General features: G+C 62.3%; 23 protein-coding genes. 4 read left to right on the top strand and 19 right to left on the bottom strand.

What is annotated here, in order from left to right; translation table 11 throughout:
• Positions 1-7: 7 nt before the first annotated feature.
• The 3 genes from P3T23_RS15665 to P3T23_RS15655 are packed head-to-tail and all read right to left on the bottom strand — an operon-like array spanning position 8 to position 2,251.
• Positions 8-823, bottom strand: coding sequence for an enoyl-CoA hydratase-related protein (locus P3T23_RS15665; protein WP_429317079.1), 816 nt, complete (start codon positions 821-823; stop codon positions 8-10).
• Positions 824-849: 26 nt separating this feature from the next.
• On the bottom strand, positions 850-1,014 hold the full coding sequence (locus P3T23_RS15660; RefSeq protein WP_429317078.1) for a rubredoxin: 165 nt from the start codon (positions 1,012-1,014) through the stop codon (positions 850-852).
• Positions 1,015-1,048: 34 nt separating this feature from the next.
• Positions 1,049-2,251: a cytochrome P450 gene (locus tag P3T23_RS15655; RefSeq protein WP_429317077.1), complete on the bottom strand. Its 1,203-nt coding sequence runs from the start codon at positions 2,249-2,251 to the stop codon at positions 1,049-1,051.
• 125 nt (positions 2,252-2,376) lie between these two features.
• Here P3T23_RS15655 and P3T23_RS15650 point away from each other — a divergent pair, with 125 nt between their 5' ends.
• Positions 2,377-3,282 (top strand): SDR family NAD(P)-dependent oxidoreductase, encoded by a 906-nt coding sequence (locus tag P3T23_RS15650; RefSeq protein WP_429317076.1) that lies wholly within the window; start codon positions 2,377-2,379, stop codon positions 3,280-3,282.
• Positions 3,283-3,408: 126 nt separating this feature from the next.
• Here P3T23_RS15650 and P3T23_RS15645 read toward each other — a convergent pair whose 3' ends face one another.
• From P3T23_RS15645 to P3T23_RS15625, 5 genes are all read right to left on the bottom strand, one after another.
• A complete protein-coding gene (locus P3T23_RS15645; protein WP_429317075.1) occupies positions 3,409-4,275 on the bottom strand; it encodes an HpcH/HpaI aldolase/citrate lyase family protein in 867 nt (288 codons plus the stop codon).
• 76 nt (positions 4,276-4,351) lie between these two features.
• Positions 4,352-5,209: an FAS1-like dehydratase domain-containing protein gene (locus P3T23_RS15640; RefSeq protein ID WP_429317074.1), complete on the bottom strand. Its 858-nt coding sequence runs from the start codon at positions 5,207-5,209 to the stop codon at positions 4,352-4,354.
• Positions 5,200-6,381 (bottom strand): serine hydrolase domain-containing protein, encoded by a 1,182-nt coding sequence (locus P3T23_RS15635; protein WP_429317073.1) that lies wholly within the window; start codon positions 6,379-6,381, stop codon positions 5,200-5,202. Before P3T23_RS15635 ends, P3T23_RS15640 begins: the two co-directional genes overlap by 10 nt.
• Before the next feature lie 70 nt (positions 6,382-6,451).
• On the bottom strand, positions 6,452-8,056 hold the full coding sequence (locus P3T23_RS15630; RefSeq protein ID WP_429317072.1) for a GMC family oxidoreductase: 1,605 nt from the start codon (positions 8,054-8,056) through the stop codon (positions 6,452-6,454).
• 129 nt (positions 8,057-8,185) lie between these two features.
• The gene (locus P3T23_RS15625; protein WP_429317071.1) at positions 8,186-9,430 is read right to left on the bottom strand and encodes a cytochrome P450; all 1,245 of its coding nucleotides are present in this window, start codon (positions 9,428-9,430) and stop codon (positions 8,186-8,188) included.
• A 192-nt stretch (positions 9,431-9,622) separates the two neighbouring features.
• Between P3T23_RS15625 and P3T23_RS15620 the strand changes: the two genes are divergently transcribed.
• The 3 genes from P3T23_RS15620 to P3T23_RS15610 all read left to right on the top strand — a co-directional run bounded on the left by P3T23_RS15620 (position 9,623) and on the right by P3T23_RS15610 (position 12,097).
• Positions 9,623-10,375 (top strand): TetR/AcrR family transcriptional regulator, encoded by a 753-nt coding sequence (locus tag P3T23_RS15620; RefSeq protein WP_429317070.1) that lies wholly within the window; start codon positions 9,623-9,625, stop codon positions 10,373-10,375.
• 115 nt (positions 10,376-10,490) lie between these two features.
• Positions 10,491-11,753 carry an NAD(P)/FAD-dependent oxidoreductase gene (locus tag P3T23_RS15615; protein WP_429317069.1) on the top strand — a complete coding sequence of 421 codons (1,263 nt, stop codon included), beginning with the start codon at positions 10,491-10,493 and terminating at the stop codon, positions 11,751-11,753.
• A 26-nt stretch (positions 11,754-11,779) separates the two neighbouring features.
• Complete coding sequence (locus P3T23_RS15610; RefSeq protein ID WP_429317068.1) at positions 11,780-12,097, top strand: 2Fe-2S iron-sulfur cluster-binding protein; 318 nt, start codon at positions 11,780-11,782, stop codon at positions 12,095-12,097.
• A gap of 77 nt (positions 12,098-12,174) precedes the next feature.
• On the opposite strand, the gene P3T23_RS15605 is transcribed toward P3T23_RS15610, so the two are convergent.
• The 11 genes from P3T23_RS15605 to P3T23_RS15555 all read right to left on the bottom strand — a co-directional run bounded on the left by P3T23_RS15605 (position 12,175) and on the right by P3T23_RS15555 (position 22,522).
• Positions 12,175-12,753, bottom strand: a complete 579-nt coding sequence (locus P3T23_RS15605; protein WP_429317067.1) for a nuclear transport factor 2 family protein — start codon at positions 12,751-12,753, stop codon at positions 12,175-12,177.
• Complete coding sequence (locus P3T23_RS15600; RefSeq protein WP_429317066.1) at positions 12,750-13,586, bottom strand: SDR family oxidoreductase; 837 nt, start codon at positions 13,584-13,586, stop codon at positions 12,750-12,752. The genes P3T23_RS15605 and P3T23_RS15600 overlap by 4 nt, the downstream gene beginning before the upstream one ends.
• 36 nt (positions 13,587-13,622) lie before the next feature.
• A complete protein-coding gene (locus tag P3T23_RS15595; protein WP_429317065.1) occupies positions 13,623-14,747 on the bottom strand; it encodes an acyl-CoA dehydrogenase family protein in 1,125 nt (374 codons plus the stop codon).
• A gap of 2 nt (positions 14,748-14,749) precedes the next feature.
• A complete protein-coding gene (locus tag P3T23_RS15590) occupies positions 14,750-15,955 on the bottom strand; it encodes an acyl-CoA dehydrogenase family protein (protein WP_429317064.1) in 1,206 nt (401 codons plus the stop codon).
• A gap of 95 nt (positions 15,956-16,050) precedes the next feature.
• Positions 16,051-16,830 (bottom strand): enoyl-CoA hydratase/isomerase family protein, encoded by a 780-nt coding sequence (locus P3T23_RS15585; RefSeq protein WP_429317063.1) that lies wholly within the window; start codon positions 16,828-16,830, stop codon positions 16,051-16,053.
• 64 nt (positions 16,831-16,894) lie between these two features.
• Positions 16,895-17,788 carry a crotonase/enoyl-CoA hydratase family protein gene (locus tag P3T23_RS15580; protein WP_429317062.1) on the bottom strand — a complete coding sequence of 298 codons (894 nt, stop codon included), beginning with the start codon at positions 17,786-17,788 and terminating at the stop codon, positions 16,895-16,897.
• Between the two features lie 42 nt (positions 17,789-17,830).
• Complete coding sequence (locus tag P3T23_RS15575) at positions 17,831-19,363, bottom strand: class I adenylate-forming enzyme family protein (protein ID WP_429317061.1); 1,533 nt, start codon at positions 19,361-19,363, stop codon at positions 17,831-17,833.
• Positions 19,364-19,398: 35 nt separating this feature from the next.
• Complete coding sequence (locus P3T23_RS15570; protein WP_429317060.1) at positions 19,399-20,214, bottom strand: 2-oxo acid dehydrogenase subunit E2; 816 nt, start codon at positions 20,212-20,214, stop codon at positions 19,399-19,401.
• A gap of 51 nt (positions 20,215-20,265) precedes the next feature.
• Positions 20,266-20,496: a biotin/lipoyl-containing protein gene (locus P3T23_RS15565; RefSeq protein WP_172160981.1), complete on the bottom strand. Its 231-nt coding sequence runs from the start codon at positions 20,494-20,496 to the stop codon at positions 20,266-20,268.
• 20 nt (positions 20,497-20,516) lie between these two features.
• The gene (locus P3T23_RS15560) at positions 20,517-21,539 is read right to left on the bottom strand and encodes an alpha-ketoacid dehydrogenase subunit beta (protein WP_429317059.1); all 1,023 of its coding nucleotides are present in this window, start codon (positions 21,537-21,539) and stop codon (positions 20,517-20,519) included.
• Positions 21,536-22,522, bottom strand: a complete 987-nt coding sequence (locus P3T23_RS15555) for a thiamine pyrophosphate-dependent dehydrogenase E1 component subunit alpha (RefSeq protein ID WP_429317058.1) — start codon at positions 22,520-22,522, stop codon at positions 21,536-21,538. Before P3T23_RS15555 ends, P3T23_RS15560 begins: the two co-directional genes overlap by 4 nt.
• Positions 22,523-22,526: the final 4 nt, after the last annotated feature.

Below are 22,526 nucleotides of genomic sequence, written 5' to 3'. Positions count from 1 at the left end.
ATCGGCTTCATCGGCGCTTGAAAAATCGCTCGCGCTGAATATGTACTTCGTCGGACGCCATCAAGGTATCGTAAATGACTCGCGCCCTGCGCATACCAGCGTCGAAGTCGCCGCATTCGACTGAGGCAGCGATCGCCTCCAGTGCTTGCATGGCTGCGTGCGTAGTGGGCTTGTTCGCGAGTCCCGCGCGCGCGTCCGCAAGAACCTGGATTGCATGACCAGGGGTGACAGCGAGGTGCCGGATCAAAGGCAGTGACAGGTCATTGCGCTCGACAAGTGCATACGCCAGCTGCACGGCGGCATCTAAAGACTGACCAGGCTCGACGATACGATCGAACAGCGCGGTCCCCGCAAACGACGATGCCAGTTCCAGCCGTGCCGCCATAATCATGTCGATGGCCCGCGCAAGCCCCACAACGCGCGGCATGCGTTGCGTGCCCGACAGCGGGATGGTCGCCAGTCCGACTTCGGGAAGTCCTATCTGCGCATCCGCTTCGGCGATGCGATAGTGGCAAACGAGTGCCGTTTCCAGACCTCCACCCAACGCCAGACCATGGATAGCGACAATGACCGGCTTGTTCATCGACTCGATAAAGGGGTGAACGTGCATCGACAGTCCGGGCGGCGCGGCAGCTGCAGATGTGCCAAATTCGCGGATATCGCCGCCCGCGCAAAAGCCCTTGCCCCACCCGGTAAGGATGATGGCTCTAGCGTCGCCGTCATCTCTCGCCCGCTTGAAGGCGCGTAACAAACCGGATCGCACTGCGACGCCCAATGCGTTGACCGGGGGGTAGTCGATCGTTATCGTAGCAACGCTGTCCACGCAAACATAGTGAACGGCGGCGCGCGTCACACTTCAATCATCACAAAGTCCGCCTTCGCGGCGCCGCATTCCGGGCAAGCCCAGTCCTCGGGAATGTCTGCCCAACGCGTACCAGGCGGAAAACCTTCAGCCGGAAGTCCAACGGCTTCGTCGTAGAAAAAGCCACAGAAGATGCATTGCCACTGTTTCATCGTTGTCGGTCTGTCATGTATTCAGGAAACAGATTCAGGATGCGACTGGCCACGTTAGCGGCAGATAGAGCATGCCGTTCACGGAGCCGGAGCCACAACGGGGCTTGTCACCTTCGCGAATTCCGAAATCTGGAATCCGTTTCAGCCATTCCTGCAAAAACACCTTGATTTCAGTGCGCGCGAGGAACGATCCGGGGCAGCGGTGCGGCCCATTGCCGAATGCGGCGTGCAGCACCGGCTTGCGGGTCAGGTCGACATCGAGCGGATTGGCAAACTTGCGCTCATCCAGACCAAAAAGCGAGTTGGCCAACTGGATCTGGTCGCCCTTCTTGAGCGTCACGCCTTTGTACTCCATGTCTTCGGTGACGAGCCGCGCCGTGTTCGCTACGCCGAACCTGCGGATCAGCTCATCGACTGACGAAATCATCAATTCAGGATGTTCGATCAGTTGATGCCGATGGTCCGGGTTCTCCGCCAGGAAGCGGGCGATAAAGCCCATCAGCGAAGCGACCGTGTCGAGACCGCCGAACAACACGACGATGAACATGCCGAACATGCGATCAGGCCGCATCGGCTCGCCGTCGATCTGCGCATTCGCAATGAGGCTCACCAGATCGCTGCCTGCCTTTGCCTGACGCTGCGCCACCCATGTGGAGATATATGCACCCAGCCGATTCTGGGATTCGATACGTTCCTCGATCTTGCCACGCACCGCCATCTCGGCCCATTCGAGCAACCGTTCGCGGTCACTCGGCGGTAGGTCAGCAAGGCGCAGAAAAATTACAATCGGCAAGATCCTGGCGAACTCGGACACGAATTCACATTCGCCGCGTGGCGCCAGCTTGTCGATAAGCTCGATTGCGACTGCGCGCGCATCGTCTTCAAGTGACGCGATGGCTTTCGGCAGAAACGACGGTGTGATCAGATTCCGGTACGCCGTATGCTCGGGTGGATCGAGTTCAAGCGGCGCAAGCTGCACCCGACCCACAGGGGGGATACTGACGTGGCGGTGCGAAAAATGCGTATGATCTTTCTGCATCGCTTCGATGTCTTCACCGCGCGTCGCGATCCAGTGACCGCCATAGTACGGAGACCAGACGATGTCCGGACCCGCATGCAACACCTTCCACGCGAGATGAACGTCCTCGGCCGCGCCCGGCGGATTCATGTAGTCGAAATCCACCACGCGCTCGTGCGGCACATGATCCGGCACGCTCCAGTGCTCCGGATAGTTCATTTTCTCGTCTCCAGGCACGTTGGCATCGCGCCACTCAGTCGTTCACAATATGCAACAGCGTTCAGTTTTGTTATTATAGGCTGACAAACTTTTTACATCAACGTCTGAAACGAATGGAGACGACAATGAGCGATATCGTGAAGGACAAGGTTGTGGTGGTAACGGGAGCGGGGGCCGGTATCGGTCGCGATTTCGCGCTCCAGTTCGCAGCGGCTGGCGCGAAGGTGGTGGTCAACGATCTTGGGCGCCATGCGGAGAGCGGCGAGTTCGCGGCGCAGCGGGTCGTGGCGGAAATCAAGGAAGCGGGCGGCGAGGCGGTGGTGAGTACGGATAGCGTTGCCGAATGGGATTCGGCACAAAAGATCGTGCAGGCCGCGCTCGACACCTTCGGGCGAGTCGATTGCGTGGTCAACAATGCAGGCATCGTGCGCGACCGGATGTTTTTCAATATGAGCCCGGAAGAATGGAAGGCCGTCGTCGACGTGCATCTGAACGGTTCGTTCTTCGTGGCGCGCGCCGCGGCACCGCTCTTCAAGGCACAGAACGGCGGCAGTTACGTCCATATGACGTCCACCTCCGGTCTGATCGGCAATATCGGCCAGGCTAACTACTCAGCGGCGAAGATGGGTGTCGTGGGTCTGTCGAAGTCGATCGCGCTCGACATGGCGAAATTCAACGTGCGCTCAAACTGTATCGCGCCTTGGGCATGGACCGCCATGACCGCATCGATTCCGTCGGACACGCCCGAGCAAAAGGCTCGCGTCGAGATCATGAAGAAGATGGAAGCGCGCAAGGTGGCTCCGCTCGCGGTCTATCTGGCATCGGATCGCGCAGCGAAGGTGTCGGGACAGATCTTCGGTGTCCGCGCTAACGAAATCTACTTCTTCAACCAGATCCGCATGGTGCGCTCGTTGCATCGCGATGGTGGCTGGACGCCGGAATCGATCGCCGACCAGGTGATGCCGGCGTTCGAATCCAGCTTCTTCCCGAACGTGCCGTCGCTGACGCTGACGCCTTGGGATCCGGTTTAACGCACACGTTCTACGCTTCGCAAGCCGCTGCCAACCGCGGCCGACCTTGACGTCCAGCCGCGGACCTGCGGCTGGTCATTCGAATACCCCGCGGGTCCCGCTCGCCGCGCGAGCAAGCGGAGGCCCTTATGCAATGCGCGGTTCGCCGGCGCAGTCACTGCCCGTGACAACGCCACCCGGTTCGCTCGACGCTTCGCACCCAACCATCGCCAACTGACGCCGCGCCTTTAGCAGAACCGGCAGGTCCACCATCCGTCCGTTCACGGAGACCGCACCACTCCCGGCGCGCTCAAATGCTTCGATCGCTTCCCGGGCCTTCGCGAGTTCCTCTTCGCTCGGACTGAAAGCGGCATTGACCTGCGCGACCTGCTTCGGATGGATACAGAGCTTGCCGCCAAAACCCAGGCTTCGCGCACGCGATGCATCGGTCGCGAGTTGAGCTGCGTCGTCAAGCGCCACGGTGACGCCATCCACCGGCGGCAGCAAGCCGGCCACCCGAGACGCCAGAACGATCTGCGAGCGCGCATAGAGCAGCGCTTGCCAGGTACCGGAGCAATCCAGATCGAGTTCGAAATCAACCGATCCGAATATAAGCCGCTCGACGCCCGGCCCTCTCGCCACCTCGAGCGCCTGCCACACGCCGAGCGCCGATTCGACGATCGGCAGAATCGGCTTGGTGGTCACACGGACGAGCGCTTCGAGGGCCATAGCGTTCTCCGCCTTCGGCAATACAACGCCGTCAATACCACCGAGCATCAGCAGCGAGAGGTCTTCGTCGAACCACGGCGTGCCAAAGCCGTTGATACGCAGTAGCACACGCGTGGTCGACGCAGCGAAGGCCGCCGCCGCATCGGCGACATGCTGACGAGCCGGCCCCTTGTCCACGGCGCCGACCGCATCTTCGAGATCCACGATCACCGCGTCGGCGCCGCAGGCGAGCGCCTTGGCAAAACGCTCAGGCCGTATGCCGGGAACAAACAGAAGAGAACGCATCACGCTTCCTGAACAATAAACGCTGGTTGTAAACGCACTAGTGGTTCACGCAGGACAAGGACACCCAGGCCAGCCGCTATGCCAGAACCGCGCTGGCCTCCATGCGCAACGTGCCGTCGCTACCCGCAATCCACAGCTTGAGCACTTTACCGTCGTCACTGTCTGGACGTCCGCACACGACGAACGGTGCCGTATCGAGCACCGGACTTATGCCGCGAAACGAAAAGGCAGTGACGCGCTCCCCTGGCCGCTCCGCTCGCACCAGATCCAGCAGCAGTGTCGCCAGAAGCGGGCCATGCACGACTAGCCCCTGATAGCCTTCCTCCTCCATCGCATAGGGCCGGTCGTAATGGATGCGATGGCCGTTGAGGGTCAGCGCCGAATAGCGGAACAGCAGCACGGGATCCGGATCGATCGTACGCATCCATCGGGCGCCCTCAAAGGCGGGGCGAGGGGTCGCAGGCGCTTCGCTGGCAGCGGGACGATCGCGGTAGACGATGTCCTGATGCTCCTCGATCGCTACGCCTGCAGCGTCGCAAATCTGATGCAGCACCTTGACGAAGACCAGATCGCCGCTACGGCCGTGCTTGTGCGTCACGTCTTTAATCGTCGACAAACGGGTGACCGCCTCACCGGCCCGTAGCTCGCGTAAAAACGCCAGTTGACTGCCCGCCCACATCCGTCGAGGCAACGCCACCGGCGGCAGGAAACCGCCGCGCTTCGGATGCCCGTCGGGGCCCACGAGCGACTGCCGGTGCACCGGCAAAAAGTAGAGCCAATGCCACAGCGGCGGTAATGCATCGCCGGGCGCGACTGGCGCACTGTCATGGTCAAGCGTAGCGGCAAGCGCGGCGATCGGCGTCAGGGAAAGCGTGTCGGAAACACGCTCGCTTCTGCTGATCCACTGCTGCAAATGGGCAACATCTATAGGCATAACGTCGATTCACTCAGATTCAATGCTGCGCGGACTGCCCGTGCGACGGGCAACAAGGGATCTTCTTCCGGCGAGGTCGGATTAAACATCTTGTTGTGACAGATCGCGACGGCCAGACCGGTGTCCGGATCGGCCCAGCCGATCGAGTTGCCCTGCCCCGGATGACACAGCGCGCGCGGCGATTGAACCGCTGTCACCGGCGGATGAGCACCGCCGAACCAGAATCCGCCGACTGTGATCGGAAGCGGAAAGCCGAACATCACCGGGTCGGGTTCCGCGCTGTTCGCCCGTGGCGTATTCAGCGTTGCGACGAGTTCTTTCGACAGCAACCGCACGCCGTCAAGCTCGCCACCGCCCGCAAGCATCGCCCAGAAGCGCGCCTCGCTGCGCGCGTTGAAGATGCCGCCCACCCCCGCCACTTCCGCGCGGCGCACATCGGGCCGCTCGAACACCGTTGGGTTCAGCGCGAACTGCTCGGGCATCGACGCGAGAAAAAGCGGCGGCAGATATTCCGCCGGCACCGGCACCATCGCATCGGTGAGCTTGGCGATACGTGGCTCGACCTCGTCGGGGATGCCGATCCAAAGATCGGAAATGCCGAGCGGCTCGGCGATTTCTTCGCGTACGAAGCGCCCCAGCGAGCGCCCTTTGGGATCCACTCGTCGCACCAGTTCGCCGATGATCCAGCCAAAGGTCATCGAAAGATATAGCGTCTTTGTCCCGGGCTCCGCGAGCGGTTTCAGGTCGGCAATCGCAGCAGTCATCCAATGCCAGTCGCACATCCGTTCCGGCGTGACGCCCTCGGGCATCTGCGGCACACACGCACGATGCGTCAGTACATCTCGAACCGTCGTGCGCGCCTTGCCGTGCGCGCCGTATTCGGGCCAGTAACGCGCGACCGGTGCGTCGTAGTCGATGTGGTCGCGATCGGCCAGAATGTGTAGTGCGGTCACCGCAACAGCCTTGGTCACCGAGTAGACGTTGAAAAGCGTTTCGCCGTCCACGAGACGTCCTGTCGCCGGATCGGCTACCCCGCTCCACGCATCCACGACCAGTTTGCCATTCAGATAAGCCGCCACCTGGACGCCGATCTCGCCACCCGCGCTCGTCGCGTACTCCAGCGCCTGCTGGACGATTGCCGTCGTGGCCGACGTTTGCGCCGTCAAATTCATGCGGCGTCTCCCTGATCGAAATTTCGCCTACAAATGTTTGCGTAACGCTCGCGATTCGAGTCAGGCCGGCTCATCGTGCGTCCTCCAGAATCAAGTCGGCGGCGCGCCACGCCATGGCCATCATCGGGCCGTTCGTGTTGCCGGAAATCATCGTCGGTGTGACGGACAGATCCATGACGCGCAGTCCGGCAACGCCGCGCACGCGCAAGCGCGAATCGAGTACCGCAAGGCGGTCCGTACCCATCTTGCAGGTGCCGCAAGCGTGAAAGCCCGACTGGCCTTCGCGCCGGTAAAGGTCGAGAATTTCGTCATCCGACTGAACCGCAGAGCCAGGGCGCGTTTCGCCCTCCAGCAGGCTCGCCAACGGCTCTGCGCCGAACACGTTGCGCATCAGCCGGAATGCGTTGATCGCCATCTGCCGGTCGTAGGTCTCGGCGAGATAGTTGGCGGCCACCTCGGGCGCGACCTTGCGGTCGGCGGAAACGATCTTCACATGCCCTTGGCTCTCGGGTCTGAGCGGATAGCTGAAAAGCTGCATGCCGGGAAACGGCTCGAAACCGGAGCCAGCCGCCGCGCCGAAGTCCAACGAAAACGGCGCCATCATCAATTGGACGTCGGGCCTGGTGGCGTCGGGTGCAGTTCTGACGAAGCCGCCCACCGGATAAGAGCCCAACGCCATGACGCCGCGGTGGAACAGAAAATACTGCAACGCATTGCGCCACAGACGCGCCCCGGCGAACTGCCGGTTCTGTGAATCGCGCCATTGCCTGAGGCGCGCCTGAGTCATGTACAGCAAATGTTCACGCATGTTCAGACCAACCCCGGGGCTCGCCGCAACGACACCGATGCCGAGCGACTGCAGATGCTGCGGATCGCCCACACCCGACAGTTGCAAAAGCCGCGGCGACTCGAGCGCGCCCGCTGACAGCACAACTTCGTGGCACGCCCGGTAAGCGGTGACAATGCCGTTGCGGTGGCATCCGACGCCCACCGCGCGCGTACCCTCGAAGACGACGCGGGTGACTTCCGTTCCAGTGACCACAGCCACGTTCTTGCGCTTCCTCGCGGGCTTGAGAAACGCTTCTGCGGAACTCTGCCTGCGGCCGTTGCGGATGGTGTAGGTTAGATACGCCACGCCTTCGTGGTCGAGCCGATTGATGTCTTCGACCCGTCGCACGCCAAGTGACTGGCAGGCGTCCAGCACCGCTTCGCCGAGACGGTTGCGCTCGGCATACGGCGACACTTTCAGCGGGCCGCCCGCGCCGCGCAGTTCATCGGCACCCAGCGCATGGTCTTCGATACGCCTGAAACAAGGCGCCACGTCCTGCCAGCCCCAGCCTTCCACACCGAGTGCCGCCCAACCGTCGTAGTCGTCGGGATGACCGCGCATATAAACCATGCCATTGATGCCGCTAGAGCCGCCGAGCATCTTGCCGCGCAACCAGACTTCATTACGATGACCGTTACAGTCATCCGGCTGCACCGGGATGAACCACGCGTGAGCGGGATCGCCCAGCAGTTTGCCGAATCCTTTCGGCATCCGGATCAATGGGCTGGTATCTTCCGGACCCGCCTCGATCAGCAGCACGTCATGACGGCCGCTCTCTGAGAGGCGGTTGGCCAGCACGCACCCAGCGGCGCCTGCCCCCACGACGATATAGTCGAACTCGGTCATCCCTTCAGTCTCCGACGGCGGGTTGAATCGTCTCGCTCACAACGAGTGGCATTCGCAGCCGTGTGTTGCTGTCGCTGTGGCGGCATGGCCCCGCAGAATCAAGCGCATTTGACGCGGCCCCTCTGGCGCTCAGTCGAATACGACCGGAATCGAATGCGGCACGCGCATCATGATGCCGTTGATGAGTGGCGCCGGCGCCGCGGGGTCAAGCCGCAGGTTCGGCAACCGGTCAAGGATCGCGTTGAGCGCACGCGTCATCTCGACGCGCGCCAGATGCTGACCGATGCACACGTGCGGCCCATATGCAAAAGCGAAGTGCCGATGCGTGCCGGTGCGGAAAATGTCGAACCGGTCGGGATCCGTGAAGCGGCTGGGGTCTCGATTGGCGCTTCCCGCGACTACGTCGATAAATGCACCTGCCGGAATCTCGACGCCACCCAGCGTCACAGCGCGCGCCGCCATGCGCGACTGCATCAATACGGGTCCGTCCCAGCGCAACGCTTCTTCGATGGCACGTGGCACGAGCGCGCGGTCACGCCGCACGGCATCGAGTTGATCCGGATTTCGCAGCAGTCCGAGCAGCAATACGCTGGTCGCGCGATAGGTCGTGTCGCCGCCCGCGTTCACCAGTTGCCTAAGAAACGAAATGACGACCTCCTCGGGCAACCGTTCGCCTTCGACTTCAGCAGTAGCCAGCATGCTCACCAGATCGTCGCCGGGGTTCTCCCGACGCTGCGCGACGAGTTGCGCGAAATACGTGCCCAGCTTCGTTGATGCTTCGACGCCATGCTCGATATCGACCGAGACAAGCGTCTGCGCGATGGCGAGCTTGTGAAATACCTTGACGTCCTCGGGCGGCAACGCCAACTGGTGGTAAATGATGTTGAATGGGTAGTGCAGCGTGAATTCCTGGACGAGGTCCGCGTGGCCGCGAGTGGCAAACTTCTCCATCAGGCCGGCCACCACCGGATCGACCAGCGTATCGCCCCACGCGGCCACCGTATTCGGGATGAAGGCCTTCTGGAAAATGCGCCGGTACCTCGGATGCTCGGGCGCATCCATGGTCGAGATGCTGTGGCCGAAACTGATGCCGATATTGCGTTCATAAGCCCGGTTCGAAAACGTCGCCGGATCGCCCAGCACCCGCGCGACTTCGTCGTAGCCGAACACGCAGTAGTGCTCGACGTCCGGCATCGTCAGGTCGGCGGGCGTGTCCATCAACACACGATAGTCGCCCTTCTGAACCGAGCCTTTCTCGCGCAGCGCAGCAATGCGTGGATAAGGGTCGCTATCCGCACCGTACGCCAGTGCATCCTCGAAAAAGGGATTGAACGCAGGATCGTCGAAATCCTGAAGTCGCAGTCGAGCGCCCATGATGCTGTCTCCTGTCGTTGCGTTTATCGGTTCGCGGCGGCGTTCATGCAGACATCCCGTCTGGTGCCAATATTTGAACTATGTTCTATTTTGCACAATTGTGCAAGATGGATTTATCATCCGCAGACAGGGACGATGTCACCGATGCAGAACACAGTCACCGCTCCGGTCACAGTCACAGGGAAGCAAGCCATGCCGTCACGCAGCACCCACGCCGCACGCGCCCCAACGACGGACGAACCTGCCCGGGCGAGCGCACCGGTTGCGCTCGCCCGGCGCACAACGGTCGAACGCATCCTCGACACCGCCGAGGAGCTGTTCGCGCGGCACGGCTATTTCGGCACGTCGATCCGCGACATCATGCAAGCCTGTGGACTGGAATTCAGCCTCGCCCGCTATCACTTCGGGAACAAGGATGCGTTGTTCCGCGAAGCAATCGGACGACGTGCGGGCGCGATCAGCCAGCAGGTGATTGCTTCGCTCGATGCCTTGCTGGATAGCCTCGGCGACGCCCCGCCCAGCACAGCGGCAATCGTGACCGCATTGTCCGCGCCAGCGTTCGAGCACCTGAAGAGCGGCGAGCGAGGCTGGCACAACTACCTTCGTCTGCTGACGCAGAACAGTTGCTTGCGGGAACGGCCCGACCTGACGGCGCCCTTCTACGATCAATATTCGCCGGCCGCGGCGCGTTACCGCCAGGCGTTCGCGCTCGCGCTGCCCGAAGCGGATCCGGACACGGTCAGGCTGGTGCAGCGCTTCGTCGAATCGGTATTCCACCTGGTGCTCAATGAGTTGTACGCGCGCGCAGCGAAGTCAAACGCCCAGGTCAAAGCGTCGGCGCTATCGCCAGCTGAAGTCGAGCGAATGCGCACGTACCTCGTGCGCTTCGCCGTGGGCGGCATCGACTCACTCGCGCGGCCGACGCCTGACAACCCGGATTCGTGAGCATTGACAGCTGCTTCATGAGGCATTCACAATTGAGAACATCATTCATAAATATAGATAGTCGCTAATGCGTCGCCGGACGTACGATAGCCACGCGAGACGGGAGTCAGCCTTGATGAGCACCGCAGCATCCCCAGAGGACACCGCACTGATCGTCGGTGCCGGTCATGCGGCCGGCGAGTGCGCAACCAGCATCCGTGATCAGGGCTGGGCAGGCCGCATCGTGCTGGTCGGCGAGGAACCGCATCTGCCGTATCAGCGCCCGCCTTTGTCGAAAGCGTTTCTGTCGGGCGAACTGAGCGCTGAACAGCTCTATCTGAAGCCGCAGGCCACTTACGACAAGGCCCGGATTGAATTCATCCCCAATACCCGGGCCGAGCGCATCGACCGCGCGGCGCACACGGTCGCCCTGTCGGACGGTCGCGAGCTCGGTTACTCGAAGCTCGTGATCGCCACTGGCGGGCATGCCCGCAGGCTCGCGTTGCCAGGCATTGAGGCCATTGAGAAGCAGCCGAACTTTCACTACCTGCGCACGCTCGACCATGTCGCACGGATCCGCGCGCAGTTCCATGCGGGCGCACGCCTCGTCATCATCGGCGGCGGGTATATCGGCCTCGAAGTCGCGGCGATTGCGGTGCGGCGCGGTCTGCACGTCACCGTTCTCGAAGCGCTGCCTCGCGTGCTCGCAAGGGTCACGGCGCCTGAACTTTCTGCGTTCTACGAACGGGTGCACCGTGAAGCTGGCGTCGACGTACGCACCAGCACCGCGGTCAGCGGATTCGAAGTGGACGCCTCGGGCTATGCGGTCGCGGCAGTTGTCTGCGCCGACGGGTCACGCATCCCGGCGGATCTCGTCATTGTCGGTGTCGGCCTGCAGCCCGCCACCGATCTGGCCGTGGCAGCGGGCCTCGCCGTGGACAACGGCATCGTGGTGGACGAGCATACCCGCACTTCCGATCCCGACATCTTCGCCATCGGCGACTGCACTAACCATCCCAACGGGCTGCTGGGCCGGCGCTTGCGGCTGGAGTCCGTGCCCAACGCCATGGAACAGGCACGCACGGCCGCGGCCACACTTTGCTGCAAGGAGCGCGTGTACAACAGCGTGCCGTGGTTCTGGTCCGACCAATACGATCTGAAGCTGAAGATGGTCGGCCTGTCGCAGGGCTATGACGAGTTCGTGCTGCGCGGCGCACCGGAAAGCCGATCGTTCTCTGCGTTTTATCTGAAGGACGGCGTGATGCTCGCTGCCGACACCGTCAGCCGCCCGCAGGAATTCATGCTGGCCAAGCGTTTTGTCGGCGAGAAGATTCCGGTGCGCGCCACCGAACTCGCCGACGATTCGATCCCGCTCAAAAGCCTGCTGCCCGCAGCCTGATTAAACTGACTCAATCCGACGACATCATGCCCATCATTCGATTCATTCAACCAGACGGCGACGAAACGGTCGCAACGGCCAACGTCGGCGAGACCATCATGCAGACCGCTGTCAGCCACCAGGTGCCTGGCATTCTGGGAGACTGCGGCGGTAGTTGCAGCTGCGCAACCTGCCATGCGTATGTCGACGAAGCGTGGGTGAGCCACATGCCGCCCGCCGAGTCGTACGAGATCGACATGCTGACCTGCGCGATGGACGTGCGAGAGAATAGCCGCCTCACGTGCCAGATCAATGTCACGCCTGAACTCGACGGTTTGGTGGTTCGTCTGCCCAGCGAGGCGTGAACGAGCCGCGCGATGGGCGCTCTTCGCCTGCCCGCCGCGTACCGTGCGCCCGGCACCGCGTTGTGACGTAGAGCGAGTCAGGGCAAACGCGTCAGTAAATTGCGCGCAGCCGGTTCGACCGCTTCCCAGAAAGACGCCCAGGTCGGGAAAGACTGCGGCAGGCGCGGCTGGTATTTGTCGCTCTCGTACTTGCCGGGCCAGTTCTGAAAGCGCGGCGTCCCCGGTCGCTCCAGCCAGTCGGTCGAGTACCAGTGGCGTTCATCCCGGCGTTCGAAATACCAGTTGCCGTCGCGCCGTACGTAGTGGTCGAAATAGCAGAGAGCCATGACGACCCATTTGCCGTTATCCTCATGCTCGGCGCGGCAATACACCTGGCCCGTTGCGTGATCGGCATCGACCAGGTCGATCGCGTGTCCGCAGATCTGGTGAATGCTGCGGTAGAAGCTGCGTAGAATATGCTCCGACCCGTAGAACGTTTTCAGCGCGGCGCGACCCACGCCCCACCGGCCGCAATTCACGTCGTCGGTGAAGAGCGTGACAAGGCTGTCCAGATCGCGCGAATCGACAGCAAGCGCATAGCGTATGGGCAATTGCTGGATCGCCAGTTGCGCCTCTATGCGTTCGATTCGAGCCAGCAGATCGGCATCGATGCTCATGTCGTCCTCTTCGCGCCGACCGTCACGCTGCCCGCGGTGCGGGCGCGAATTTCATCGGCGTAGTACGGTTGATGCGAGAGCAACCCGCCGTCCACGTTGATGATCTGCCCCGTGACAAAAGCCGCCTCATCGGACGCCAGGTACACCACCGCATGTGCCACGTCTTCCGGCTGCCCGAGGCGCGGCGTGAGATGATGGCTGAGCATCATCTCGCCCACGGGTCCCGCGTAATGGCCCACTGTGGCCGGCGTCACGATCAGGCCGGGCGCAATCGCGTTGCAGCGAATGCCCTCCTTGCCATGCTGAGCAGCCACATAGCGCGTCAACGCTTCAATGCCCGCCTTGCACACACCGTAAGCGCTATAACCGAGCGCGCCGGCCTGAGCCGCGCCCGACGACGTGTTGATGATCGAGCCGCCGCCGCGAGCGCGCATCAGCGGGATGGCATAACGCGAGGCCAGCATGGTGCCGCGCAGGTTGATGCGCATCGTGTCGTCCCAGACGGAGACATCGACGGCCTCCACGGCGGCATCGACCGTGCTCGATAGCGATGTGGCCGCCGCGTTGTTGTGCAGCACGTCGAGGCCACCCCACGTTTCGAGGGTGAGCGCAAACAACGCCGCTATCGAGGCCTCGTCGCCAATATCGACCCGCGCGGCAATCGCCCGACCGCCCAGCTGCTCGATGCGCTGGGCCTGCGCGACGGCCCCGTCGAAATCCCGGTCTGCCACGACCACCTGCGCGCCTTCAGCGGCAAGCATCGCGGCGCATGCCGCACCGATCCCGGACGCTGCGCCCGTGACGACGGCGATCCTGTCTTTGACTCGTAACATAAGCGCAATTCCTTGTGATTGGACACGTGGCCCGATTCAACGCGTCGCCGCGAAGCGCGCGAGGTGAAAGTCGATGTCGCCGAACATTTTTTCCATCATGGTCATCTTGCGGAAGTAATGGCCGACCTGATATTCCTCGGTAATCCCCATGCCGCCGTGCAACTGAATGCCCTGGGCACAGACGAAACGGCTGGCACGGCCGGCGACCGCCTTGGCCGCCGAAATAGCGGCCCTGCATTCCGTTGCGGGCCGATCCAGGTGAGCAATGCCGCAATAGAGTATCGAGCGGGTCTCCTGCACGGCGACAAACATTTCGGCCATACGATGCTGCAGTGCCTGGAATTTTCCGATCGGCTGACCGAACTGCACGCGGGCCTTGATGTATTCGGCGGTGATTTCCATTACGGCTTCCATCACGCCGAGAATTTCGGCCACGCTGGCCAGCGTCGCGAGCCCCGTCGCTGCTTCAAGCACCTCGCGGGCGCGATCAGGGGCCACAAGCAACGAGGACGCCTCCAGCTCGACGTCGCGAAACTCGATGTCCGCGGCACGAGATCCGTCGAGCAGACGATACGTACGACAGGTCACGCCCGCCGCACGGCGCTCCAGGACGAAAATCGCGGGGCCTTCCGCGTGGTCGTCAAGACGCGCAGTCACCAGCAACTGGTCTGCCGAACCGCCCGCCATCACCAGTGTCTTGGCGCCGTTGAGCAGATAGCCTCCGGTCGTCCTGCGTGCGACGGTACGTTCGCTGCAGCCCAGCTTGAACCGCGAACCCGCTTCACTGTCGGCGAGCGAAAGCAGCAACCGGCCTTCGATCACAGCCGGCAAGAGTGCCTGCCGTTTGGCCCCCGAACCACCACGATCAATGATGGCCGAACACAGAAGCGCTGTTTGCACGAAGGGTTCGAGCGCCATGCCGCGCCCGAACCCTTCCATCACGATGGCCGTCTCGACAAACGAGCAGGCGAGGCCGCCAACATCTTCAGGCAGCATCAGGCCGAGCCAGCCAAGCTCCGCGTAGTCCTGCCAGCGCGCACGGCTAAAGCCCTCTTCGCTCGCGGCAATCTCCCGGCGCTTTTCGAAGCCGTATTCCTGCTGGATGAATCGCTCGACGCCGTCCTTCAGCATCAACTGTTCTTCGGAGAGGTTGAAGTCCATGGTCAAAGTCCAAAGGCGAGGCGGGCAATAATGTTCTTCTGTACCTCCCGTGCGCCGCCGTAAATGGTCGAGGCGCGCCCGATGAGGTAGCCCGTCGTGCGGCCCGCGACGTAGCCGGGCCATGCGTCGTCGGATGCCGGATCGTCGAAGCACCAGTCGCCGTGCTGCTGGAAGCGCATGCTGCGCGGACCGAGCGCGTCGATCTGCAACTCCGTGACGCGCTGCTGCATCTCCGAGCCGCTGATCTTGAGCGCCGACACCACGGCGTCCAGATTGCGCGTGTTCTTTTCCTCGGCCAGGATTCGCAATACCGACCATTCGAGCGCCAGCAGGTCCACTTCAACCGACGCCAGCTTGCGGGCAAATTCGGGGGTGTCGATCAGGCGCACGCCGTCTACCATCTCCTGTTCGGCGATGCTTTTGGCGCGCTGCAATTCCCGCTTGTTGAAATAGAGGAACGCGCTCGTCGTGCGCTCCTTTTCGAGCAGATATTTCGCGTAGGTCCAGCCCATGCCCGCCTCGCCGACCAGGTGTGTGCGCGGCACGCGGACATTCTCGAGAAAGACCTCATTCAGGCCCGTTCCGCCTTCGATTGAAACGATCGGGCGTACGGTGATCCCAGGCGTATCCATCTTGACGAGCAGAAACGAGATGCCGCGCTGCGGCTTGACCGTCGTGTCCGTCTTGACGAGGAAGAAGCCCCATTCGGCAATCGAGGCGTCGCTGGTCCAGATCTTCTGACCGTTGATCACGTATTCGTCGCCGTCGAGTACCGCCGTGGTCTTCAGACCCGCCAGGTCCGAGCCTGCATTCGGCTCCGAAAAACCCTGGCACCAGAATTCGTCCCCGGAGAGAATCGTCGGGAGAAATCGCTTCTTTTGCCAGTCCGAGCCGAACGCGATGATGACCGGTGCCACCATGTGGGTCGCCTGCCAGCCGTAGTCCATCGCGTCCGCGTTATACAGCTCTTCCATGAAGATATGCTTGCGAAACGCCGTCCAGCCGGTGCCGCCGTGTTCTACCGGCCAATGCGGCGCGCCCCAGCCGCGCTGATGCAGAATGCGCTGCCACGTACGAATGTCCTCCTTCAACGGAGGATGCGCCCCAATCGTCCAGCGATGCGAAATCGCGACGGGTAACTGCTCCCTGAAAAACTGCCGGACGTCCTGACGAAACGCTTCGTCCTCCGGGGTGTACTCGAAGTGCATGCCTGACTCCTCCTGCTATGTCCCCATCCACGCGCCCACTGCAGGTCGCCCTGCCTCGCAGTCACCGCTCGCTTGCGGCGGAATTTCTAACCGACCTAACGCCCCTTGAAGTTGGGCGTTCGCTTTTCCCGCGCGGCGAGCCGTCCCTCGGCGGCATCCTCGGAATTCACCGCGAGCGCGACAGCATTCAGCTCCTGAACAAGAAACTCTTCCATGCTGCCGGCGTTCCTGCGGAACAACTGTTTGGTCAGTCCAATCGAGAAGGTCGGCATGGCCGCCAGTTCGACGGCGAGCGCTTCGGCGGCTTCCATGAGCCCCGCGTCCTCGACCACACGACTTGCCAGCCCCGCCTCGAATGCCTCCTGCCCGGTCAGCTTGCGATTGAGATACATGATCTCCTTCGCACGGAATTCCCCGCAGTGACGGGCGAGAAGATGCACCATCCCCCCCTCCGGCAAGGTCGCACGCATGAGAAACGCTGGAATGAACTGTGCCGTGTCCGAGACGAGAAGCTGGTCGGCGCACAGCGCATAGCTCCACGCAATACCCACCGCCACGCCTCGCACCGCCGCGACCACGGGTTTGTTGAGGTTATAGAGCTTCAGCGCAATCTGCTGATAAACGGCCATCGACTGGCGCGCGTGCGACACGCTCATCGGCGGCGGCGCTGCACCGCTGCCCTTAATGTCCGCACCAGCGCAAAAGGCCCGCCCCGCGCCCGTCAGGATGACCGAGCGGATTTCCGGATCACGCTCGATGCGATCAAGATGCTCGATCAGCATGGCCAGCATGTCGGGCGTCAACGCGTTGAGCTTCTCTGGACGGTTCAGACAGAGCGTGCCAACCGCGTCCTTCACTGAAAGTTCGACATCCATGGTTTTCAGGTCTTAAGTGAGTCAGCCGAATGGCCCAGAGGCTCCCGCATGGCGCGGGGACGTTTCATTCGCCACGTGCACGCAGCTTGATCATGCCGTCCCCGAAAGGCTCGTCGCGGCGCTTGAGCGCTTCCTTCAGACCATTGGCTTCCATATCCGCCTTGAATTGCGCGCGACGTGGTCCCTGGCTCTGATGGGCACGCGCGTCGTTCTCGACAGCGAGGCGCTGCAGCGTGCGTGCACCCGTCAGTTCTAGCCCGAGATTCACAATCCGTTTGTTGGCGGAGAGCAGATCGGCGTCGACGAAGGACAGCCGGCGTGCCAGTTCAGCGACTTCAGCGTCAAGTTCGTCGGCGGGTACGGCGTCCATGACCAGACCGATCTTCGCCGCATCGCGGCCGGTCAGCGAATCCCCGGACAACAAGAGGCGCTTCGCCCACTGCGGCCCGACGTGGTAGAACCACATGTGCGCGGGCGGCGAGCCGTTGGCCCGCGTCGCTGGAAAGCCAATCCGTGCGTTGTCCGCAGCAAGCACCATGTCGCAGGCGAGCGCGAGGTCGGTGCCGCCGGCAAGGCAGTTGCCGTGTACCTGCGCGATGATCGGCTTGTGCACATCCGCCATCAGGCTGACGGTTTCCGCCTGCCGCTCCATCGACCAGCAGTCGTCGTCGAAGCTGCGTACCGTACCGCGATATTCACCTGGATCGACCTGCTCCGCCGCGCGGTCCGAATAGGTCGTGACGAGGTCGTAGCCGGCGCAGAAGTCCTTGCCGGCGCCGCACAGGACAATCACATTCACCGACTTCAGATCGTCCGCCTCGAGCAACGCCTCTTTCAGTTCGCGCAACAGGACGCCGTTGATCGCATTGCGTTTGTCCGGGCGATTCAGCGTGATCCGCACCACGCGCTCGGCGACGTCGAATTGAACGCATTCCGTGCTTTTGAGCCATTTGCCCATGATTCACTCTCATTCGTAGAAAGCGGCATGGCCGCCACGCGTTCAGCGGCTGAACCGCTGGCGCAACACGACTTTGCTGACCTTTCCGGTAGGCAGACGCGGGAGTTCGTCGACGAACTCGATCGACTTCGGACATTTGTAGCTGGCAATCAGCTCCCGGCAAAACCCGATCAGATCCGCCTCCTGTAGTGTCTCGCCAGGCCGCAGCACGACAATGGCCTTCACGCATTCGCCCCATTTTTCATGTGGCACGCCGATCGCCGCCGCGTCGATCACGGCAGGATGCTGCAGCAATGCGTTCTCCACTTCACGGCTGTAGATGTTTTCGCCGCCCGAGATGATCATGTCCTTCTTGCGGTCCACCAGGAAGACATAACCGTGGCTGTCCTGATAGCCCATGTCGCCGCTGCGATACCAGCCGTCGCGCAACGCTTCGACGCTCGCCACGCTGTTGTTCCAGTATCCGCTCAGTTGGGTCGCCGAGCGCAGCCACACTTCGCCGGTCTGGCCCTGCGGAAGGTCGCTACCGTTATCGTCGACGATGCGCAGTTCGATGCCCGGACAGGGATGCCCGACCGACGCCAGACGCCGAACTTCTTCCGGCGTGCCACGCGGCCGCACTTCGTGCGCCGGCAGCCAGCAGGCATTGCTCTCCGTCATACCGTACTGGACCGCGAACACTGGGCCAAGCACTTCGATGCCGCGTTCGAGGAGCGGCACCGGTACGGGCGCGGCTGCCGTTGTGATGTTCTCGATACTCGACAGATCGTACGTGGACAATTCGGGCACATCGAGCAATGCCTGCAGCATCGCGGAAACGAGGAACGTGAAGGTGATGCGCTCGGCCTGGATCGTCTCGAGCATCGCCTTCGGCTCAAAGCCGCGATGCAACACGGTCGTGCCGCCCAGCCACGCGACCGCGTTCACATAGCCGATGCCACCCACGTGAAACGCCGGCGTGGTCTGCAACACCCGTGAGTGTCCGGAAAATTCGGTGACCAAAGCACAGCTTTCCGCCGTCGCGCTCATCGCGCGGTGCGTACGTACCACCCCTTTCGGGCTCCCGGTTGTGCCGCTCGTGTAGATCAGATACGCAAAGTCGTCCGGCTGCGAGCGGATCGGCGGCCCGTCGGGCGAACCAACTTCCATCATGGATTCGAATGGCATCGCCCACGACGGCGCATCGCCAATGCAGATATACCGCTCGACATCCGGCATCTGTGCACGCAGGCCATCCACCAGCGTGGCATATTGCGCTTCGAAGACGAGTGCTTTCGGCGCCGCATCCTTCAGGATGTGCAGGATTTCCGCTGGCGCAAGCCGGAAGTTGACGGTAGCGAGCAGAAAGCCAGCCCATTCGCAGGCACGGTAGGTCTCGTAGTACTCGGCGCAATTCATCGCCAGCACCGCGACCCGGTCCTGCCTGCGCAATCCCTGCCGATACAACGCATCCGAGAAGCGGCGGGCGCGCTCTGCCATCTCGCCGTGCGTCACCCGTCGGTTGCCAAACACCAGCGCGTCCCTATCCGCATAGAAACGGGCATTGCGCTCTATCATCTCCCCAAGCGTTTTCATCTCGATCCTGTCGTTGTAGGTTGGGTGTCGGCGCTTCAGGCCGCAAGTGCATGAGGGTCAGCGAGCAGCGTGGCAATCAAGGCTGTGAAGCGCGCCGCGTCCGCACCGTTGATGACCCGGTGGTCGTAGCTCAGCGAAAGCGGCAGCATCGTGCGCCACTCCACCCCGCCATCGTCCGAAGGCTGCGGCGTCAGCCGGGTTTTCGTTACCCCGAGAATCGCCACTTCAGGGGCGTTGATGATCGGCGTGAAACCCGTACCGCCAACCCCTCCCAGCGAACTGATCGAGAAGCAGCCGCCCGACATTTCCGCCATCGAAAGACCTTTCTCACGTGCCTTCAATGACACCGCCGTGAGTTCTGCTGCCAGTTCCAGAACGCTCTTTTTGTCGCAGTCGCGCAGCACCGGCACGAGCAGGCCGAAGCGCGTATCCACCGCCACGCCGATGTGAAAGTACTTCTTCAGCACGAGATTCTTGCCGTCGCCATCCAGCGATGCATTGAACTGCGGAAACGCCTGCAACGCACGCACCGCCGCCTTGATCAGGAACACCAGCGGCGTCAGCTTCACTGTCGCCCCGCCTTCTTTATACGCCTTACGGAAGGTCTCGAGCGTCGTAATATCGGCGTCGTCCTGATGCGTCACGTGCGGAATCGTCAGCCAGTTCCGCGACAGGAGTGCACCGGTCAACTTCTGGATGCGAGAAACGGGTTTGATCTCGATCTCACCGAACTCGGCGAAATCGACCCGCGGCCATGTCGGCAAATTCGCGCCAATCCCGGCTGGCGCCAAACCAGTTACCGCGGCGGGCGCCACGACGGGCGCAGGGGAAGAAACGGATTCGACGCTCATTGCGGATGCCTCGCTAGACTGCTTCAGCCTGGGTGAATGACCGGTGCCGGTTCAGACGATTTCCGCCAGCACCGTGCCGACCGGATACACCTCGCCTATCTGGGCCACGATTCGCAGCGTTCCTGACGCCGGAGACTCGACTTCCTGCACCGACTTGTCGCTCTCCAGCGCATAGAGTGCCTGGCCTTCGGCGACCGTTGCGCCGTCCTCCAGGAGCCATTCGGTCAGCGTGCCTTCGTTCATCGAAAAGCCCAGCTTCGGAAGCAAAACCTGTGTGGACATAAGTGATCTCTTCTGGATGATTAAAGTCGGGATGGGGCTCGCGAACCCGTGTCATCGAGCGTCGCGCGAATCGCGGCCTCGATCTGCGCAGCGCCGGGTACAAAAGCGTCTTCAAGCGGTTTCGAAAACGGCACCGGGCAAAACTGCGACCCGACCCGTTGTACCGGCGCCTTGAGCTCGCGAAACAGCGATTCATAAATGCGCGAGGCGATTTCGGCTCCCACGCCAAACGGTTTGACCGCTTCGTGCACGACAACAGCGCGGCCGGTTTTAGCCACCGATGTCAGGATCGTTTCCGTATCGAGCGGTGAGACCGTGCGCAAGTCGACTACTTCGCACGAGATTCCGTCCGTACCGAGCTGTTCCACCACGGCCATCACGTCGTGCACGCGGCGGCTATAGCTGATCACCGTCACATCCGTGCCGCCGCGTACCACGCTGGCCTTGCCAAGCGGAATCCGCACGCCGCGTTCCGGCGCCTTGCCCGGATTCCAGTAGCTCGGCAGGTTCTCGATGAACAGGCACGGATCGTCGTCTTCGATGCACGACAGCATGAGCCCGTAGGCATCCGCAGGCGTAGACGGCGCGACCACCTTGATGCCCGCGACGTGCGCAAACCATGCTTCGAGATAGTCGGCGTGCTGACCACCGGTGCCAAACCCCGCGCCGGTCATCGTGCGGATCACGAGCGGCACATGCGTCTGGCCGCCCGACATGAAGCGCAGCTTCGCCGCGTGGTTGACAATCATGTCCATCGCGACCGTCGTAAAGTTCATCAGCATGATCTCGGCCACCGGACGCATGCCGACGATTGCTGCGCCAATCGCCGCGCCGACAATGGCCTGTTCCGAAATGGGTGTGGACCTGACACGCGAGGTGCCGTATTTCGACGACAGCCCTTTGGTCACGCCGACAATGCCGCCTTCCTGGCCGTCCGCCACGTCCTCGCCGAGGACGATGACATTGGCATCGCCGGCCATCGCATCGTCAAGCGCCAGGTTGACGGCCTGAATCGTATTGATGTCAGTCTGCACCGGGTTCATGCAAGCACCTCGTCTTTAAAGATGTCGCGCCGCAGTTCGGCGACGTCCGGATAGGCGCTCGCCAGCGCGAACTCGACAGCTGCATCGATTGCCGCGTTGTGCTCCGCTTCCATCTCCGCCAGTTCTGCTTCGGTTGCGTGTTTCGCCGCGATCAGCCACGCCCGGAACAGCGGCACCGGGTCTTTCGCCACCCACGCTGCCTTTTCGTGCTGGTCCATATAGGCATCCGGATCGCCGAATACGTGGCCGTGAAAGCGGAACGTGTTGGCTTCGATCAGCGTCGGTCCGCCGCCGTCGCGAGCCCGCTCGATGGCCTCGCGCGCCACGCGGTGCATCGCGATCGGATCGTTGCCATCCACTGTGATGCCGGGCATCTGATAGGCCACCGCACGCTGCGCGATATTCGGTACCGATGTGCCATACGCGTATTTCGTATGTTCAGCGTAGCCGTTGTTCTGGCAGACGAAAACGACGGGCAGCTTCCAGACCGACGCCATGTTCAGCGACTCGTGAAATGCCCCGATGTTGGCCGCGCCGTCGCCAAAATAGGCAACTGCCACGCGTGGTTCGCCGCGAATTTGCGCGGCCAGCGCAAGACCGTTCGCGATGGGCATCGAACTGCCGACAATGCCTGTCGTGACCATCACGCCCGACGCGGGGTGGGTCACGTGCATCGGGCCGCCCTTGCCCTTGCAGGTGCCGGTGACACGCCCCCCCAGTTCGGCCCACAGATCCTTGAGTGGCACGCCCTTGGCGATCATGTCGTGCACGCCGCGATAGATCGTGCAAATGTAGTCGTCGTTGCTGAGGCAAACGGACACCGCCGACGGAATCACCTCTTGCCCGCGCGGCGAGTAGTACGGCATGACCAGCTTGCCGGACTTGATGACTGAACGAAAGCGCTCGTCGTTCTGCTTGATGAGCGTCATGCGTCGATAGATATCGACCAGTACTTCACTGCTGGGCGGCTGATGGACTTTCATGCGA

Source organism: Paraburkholderia sp. GAS448 (genome assembly GCF_050435685.1).
Lineage (GTDB): Bacteria > Pseudomonadota > Gammaproteobacteria > Burkholderiales > Burkholderiaceae > Paraburkholderia.
This window is presented reverse-complemented; position numbering and strand designations above follow the sequence as displayed.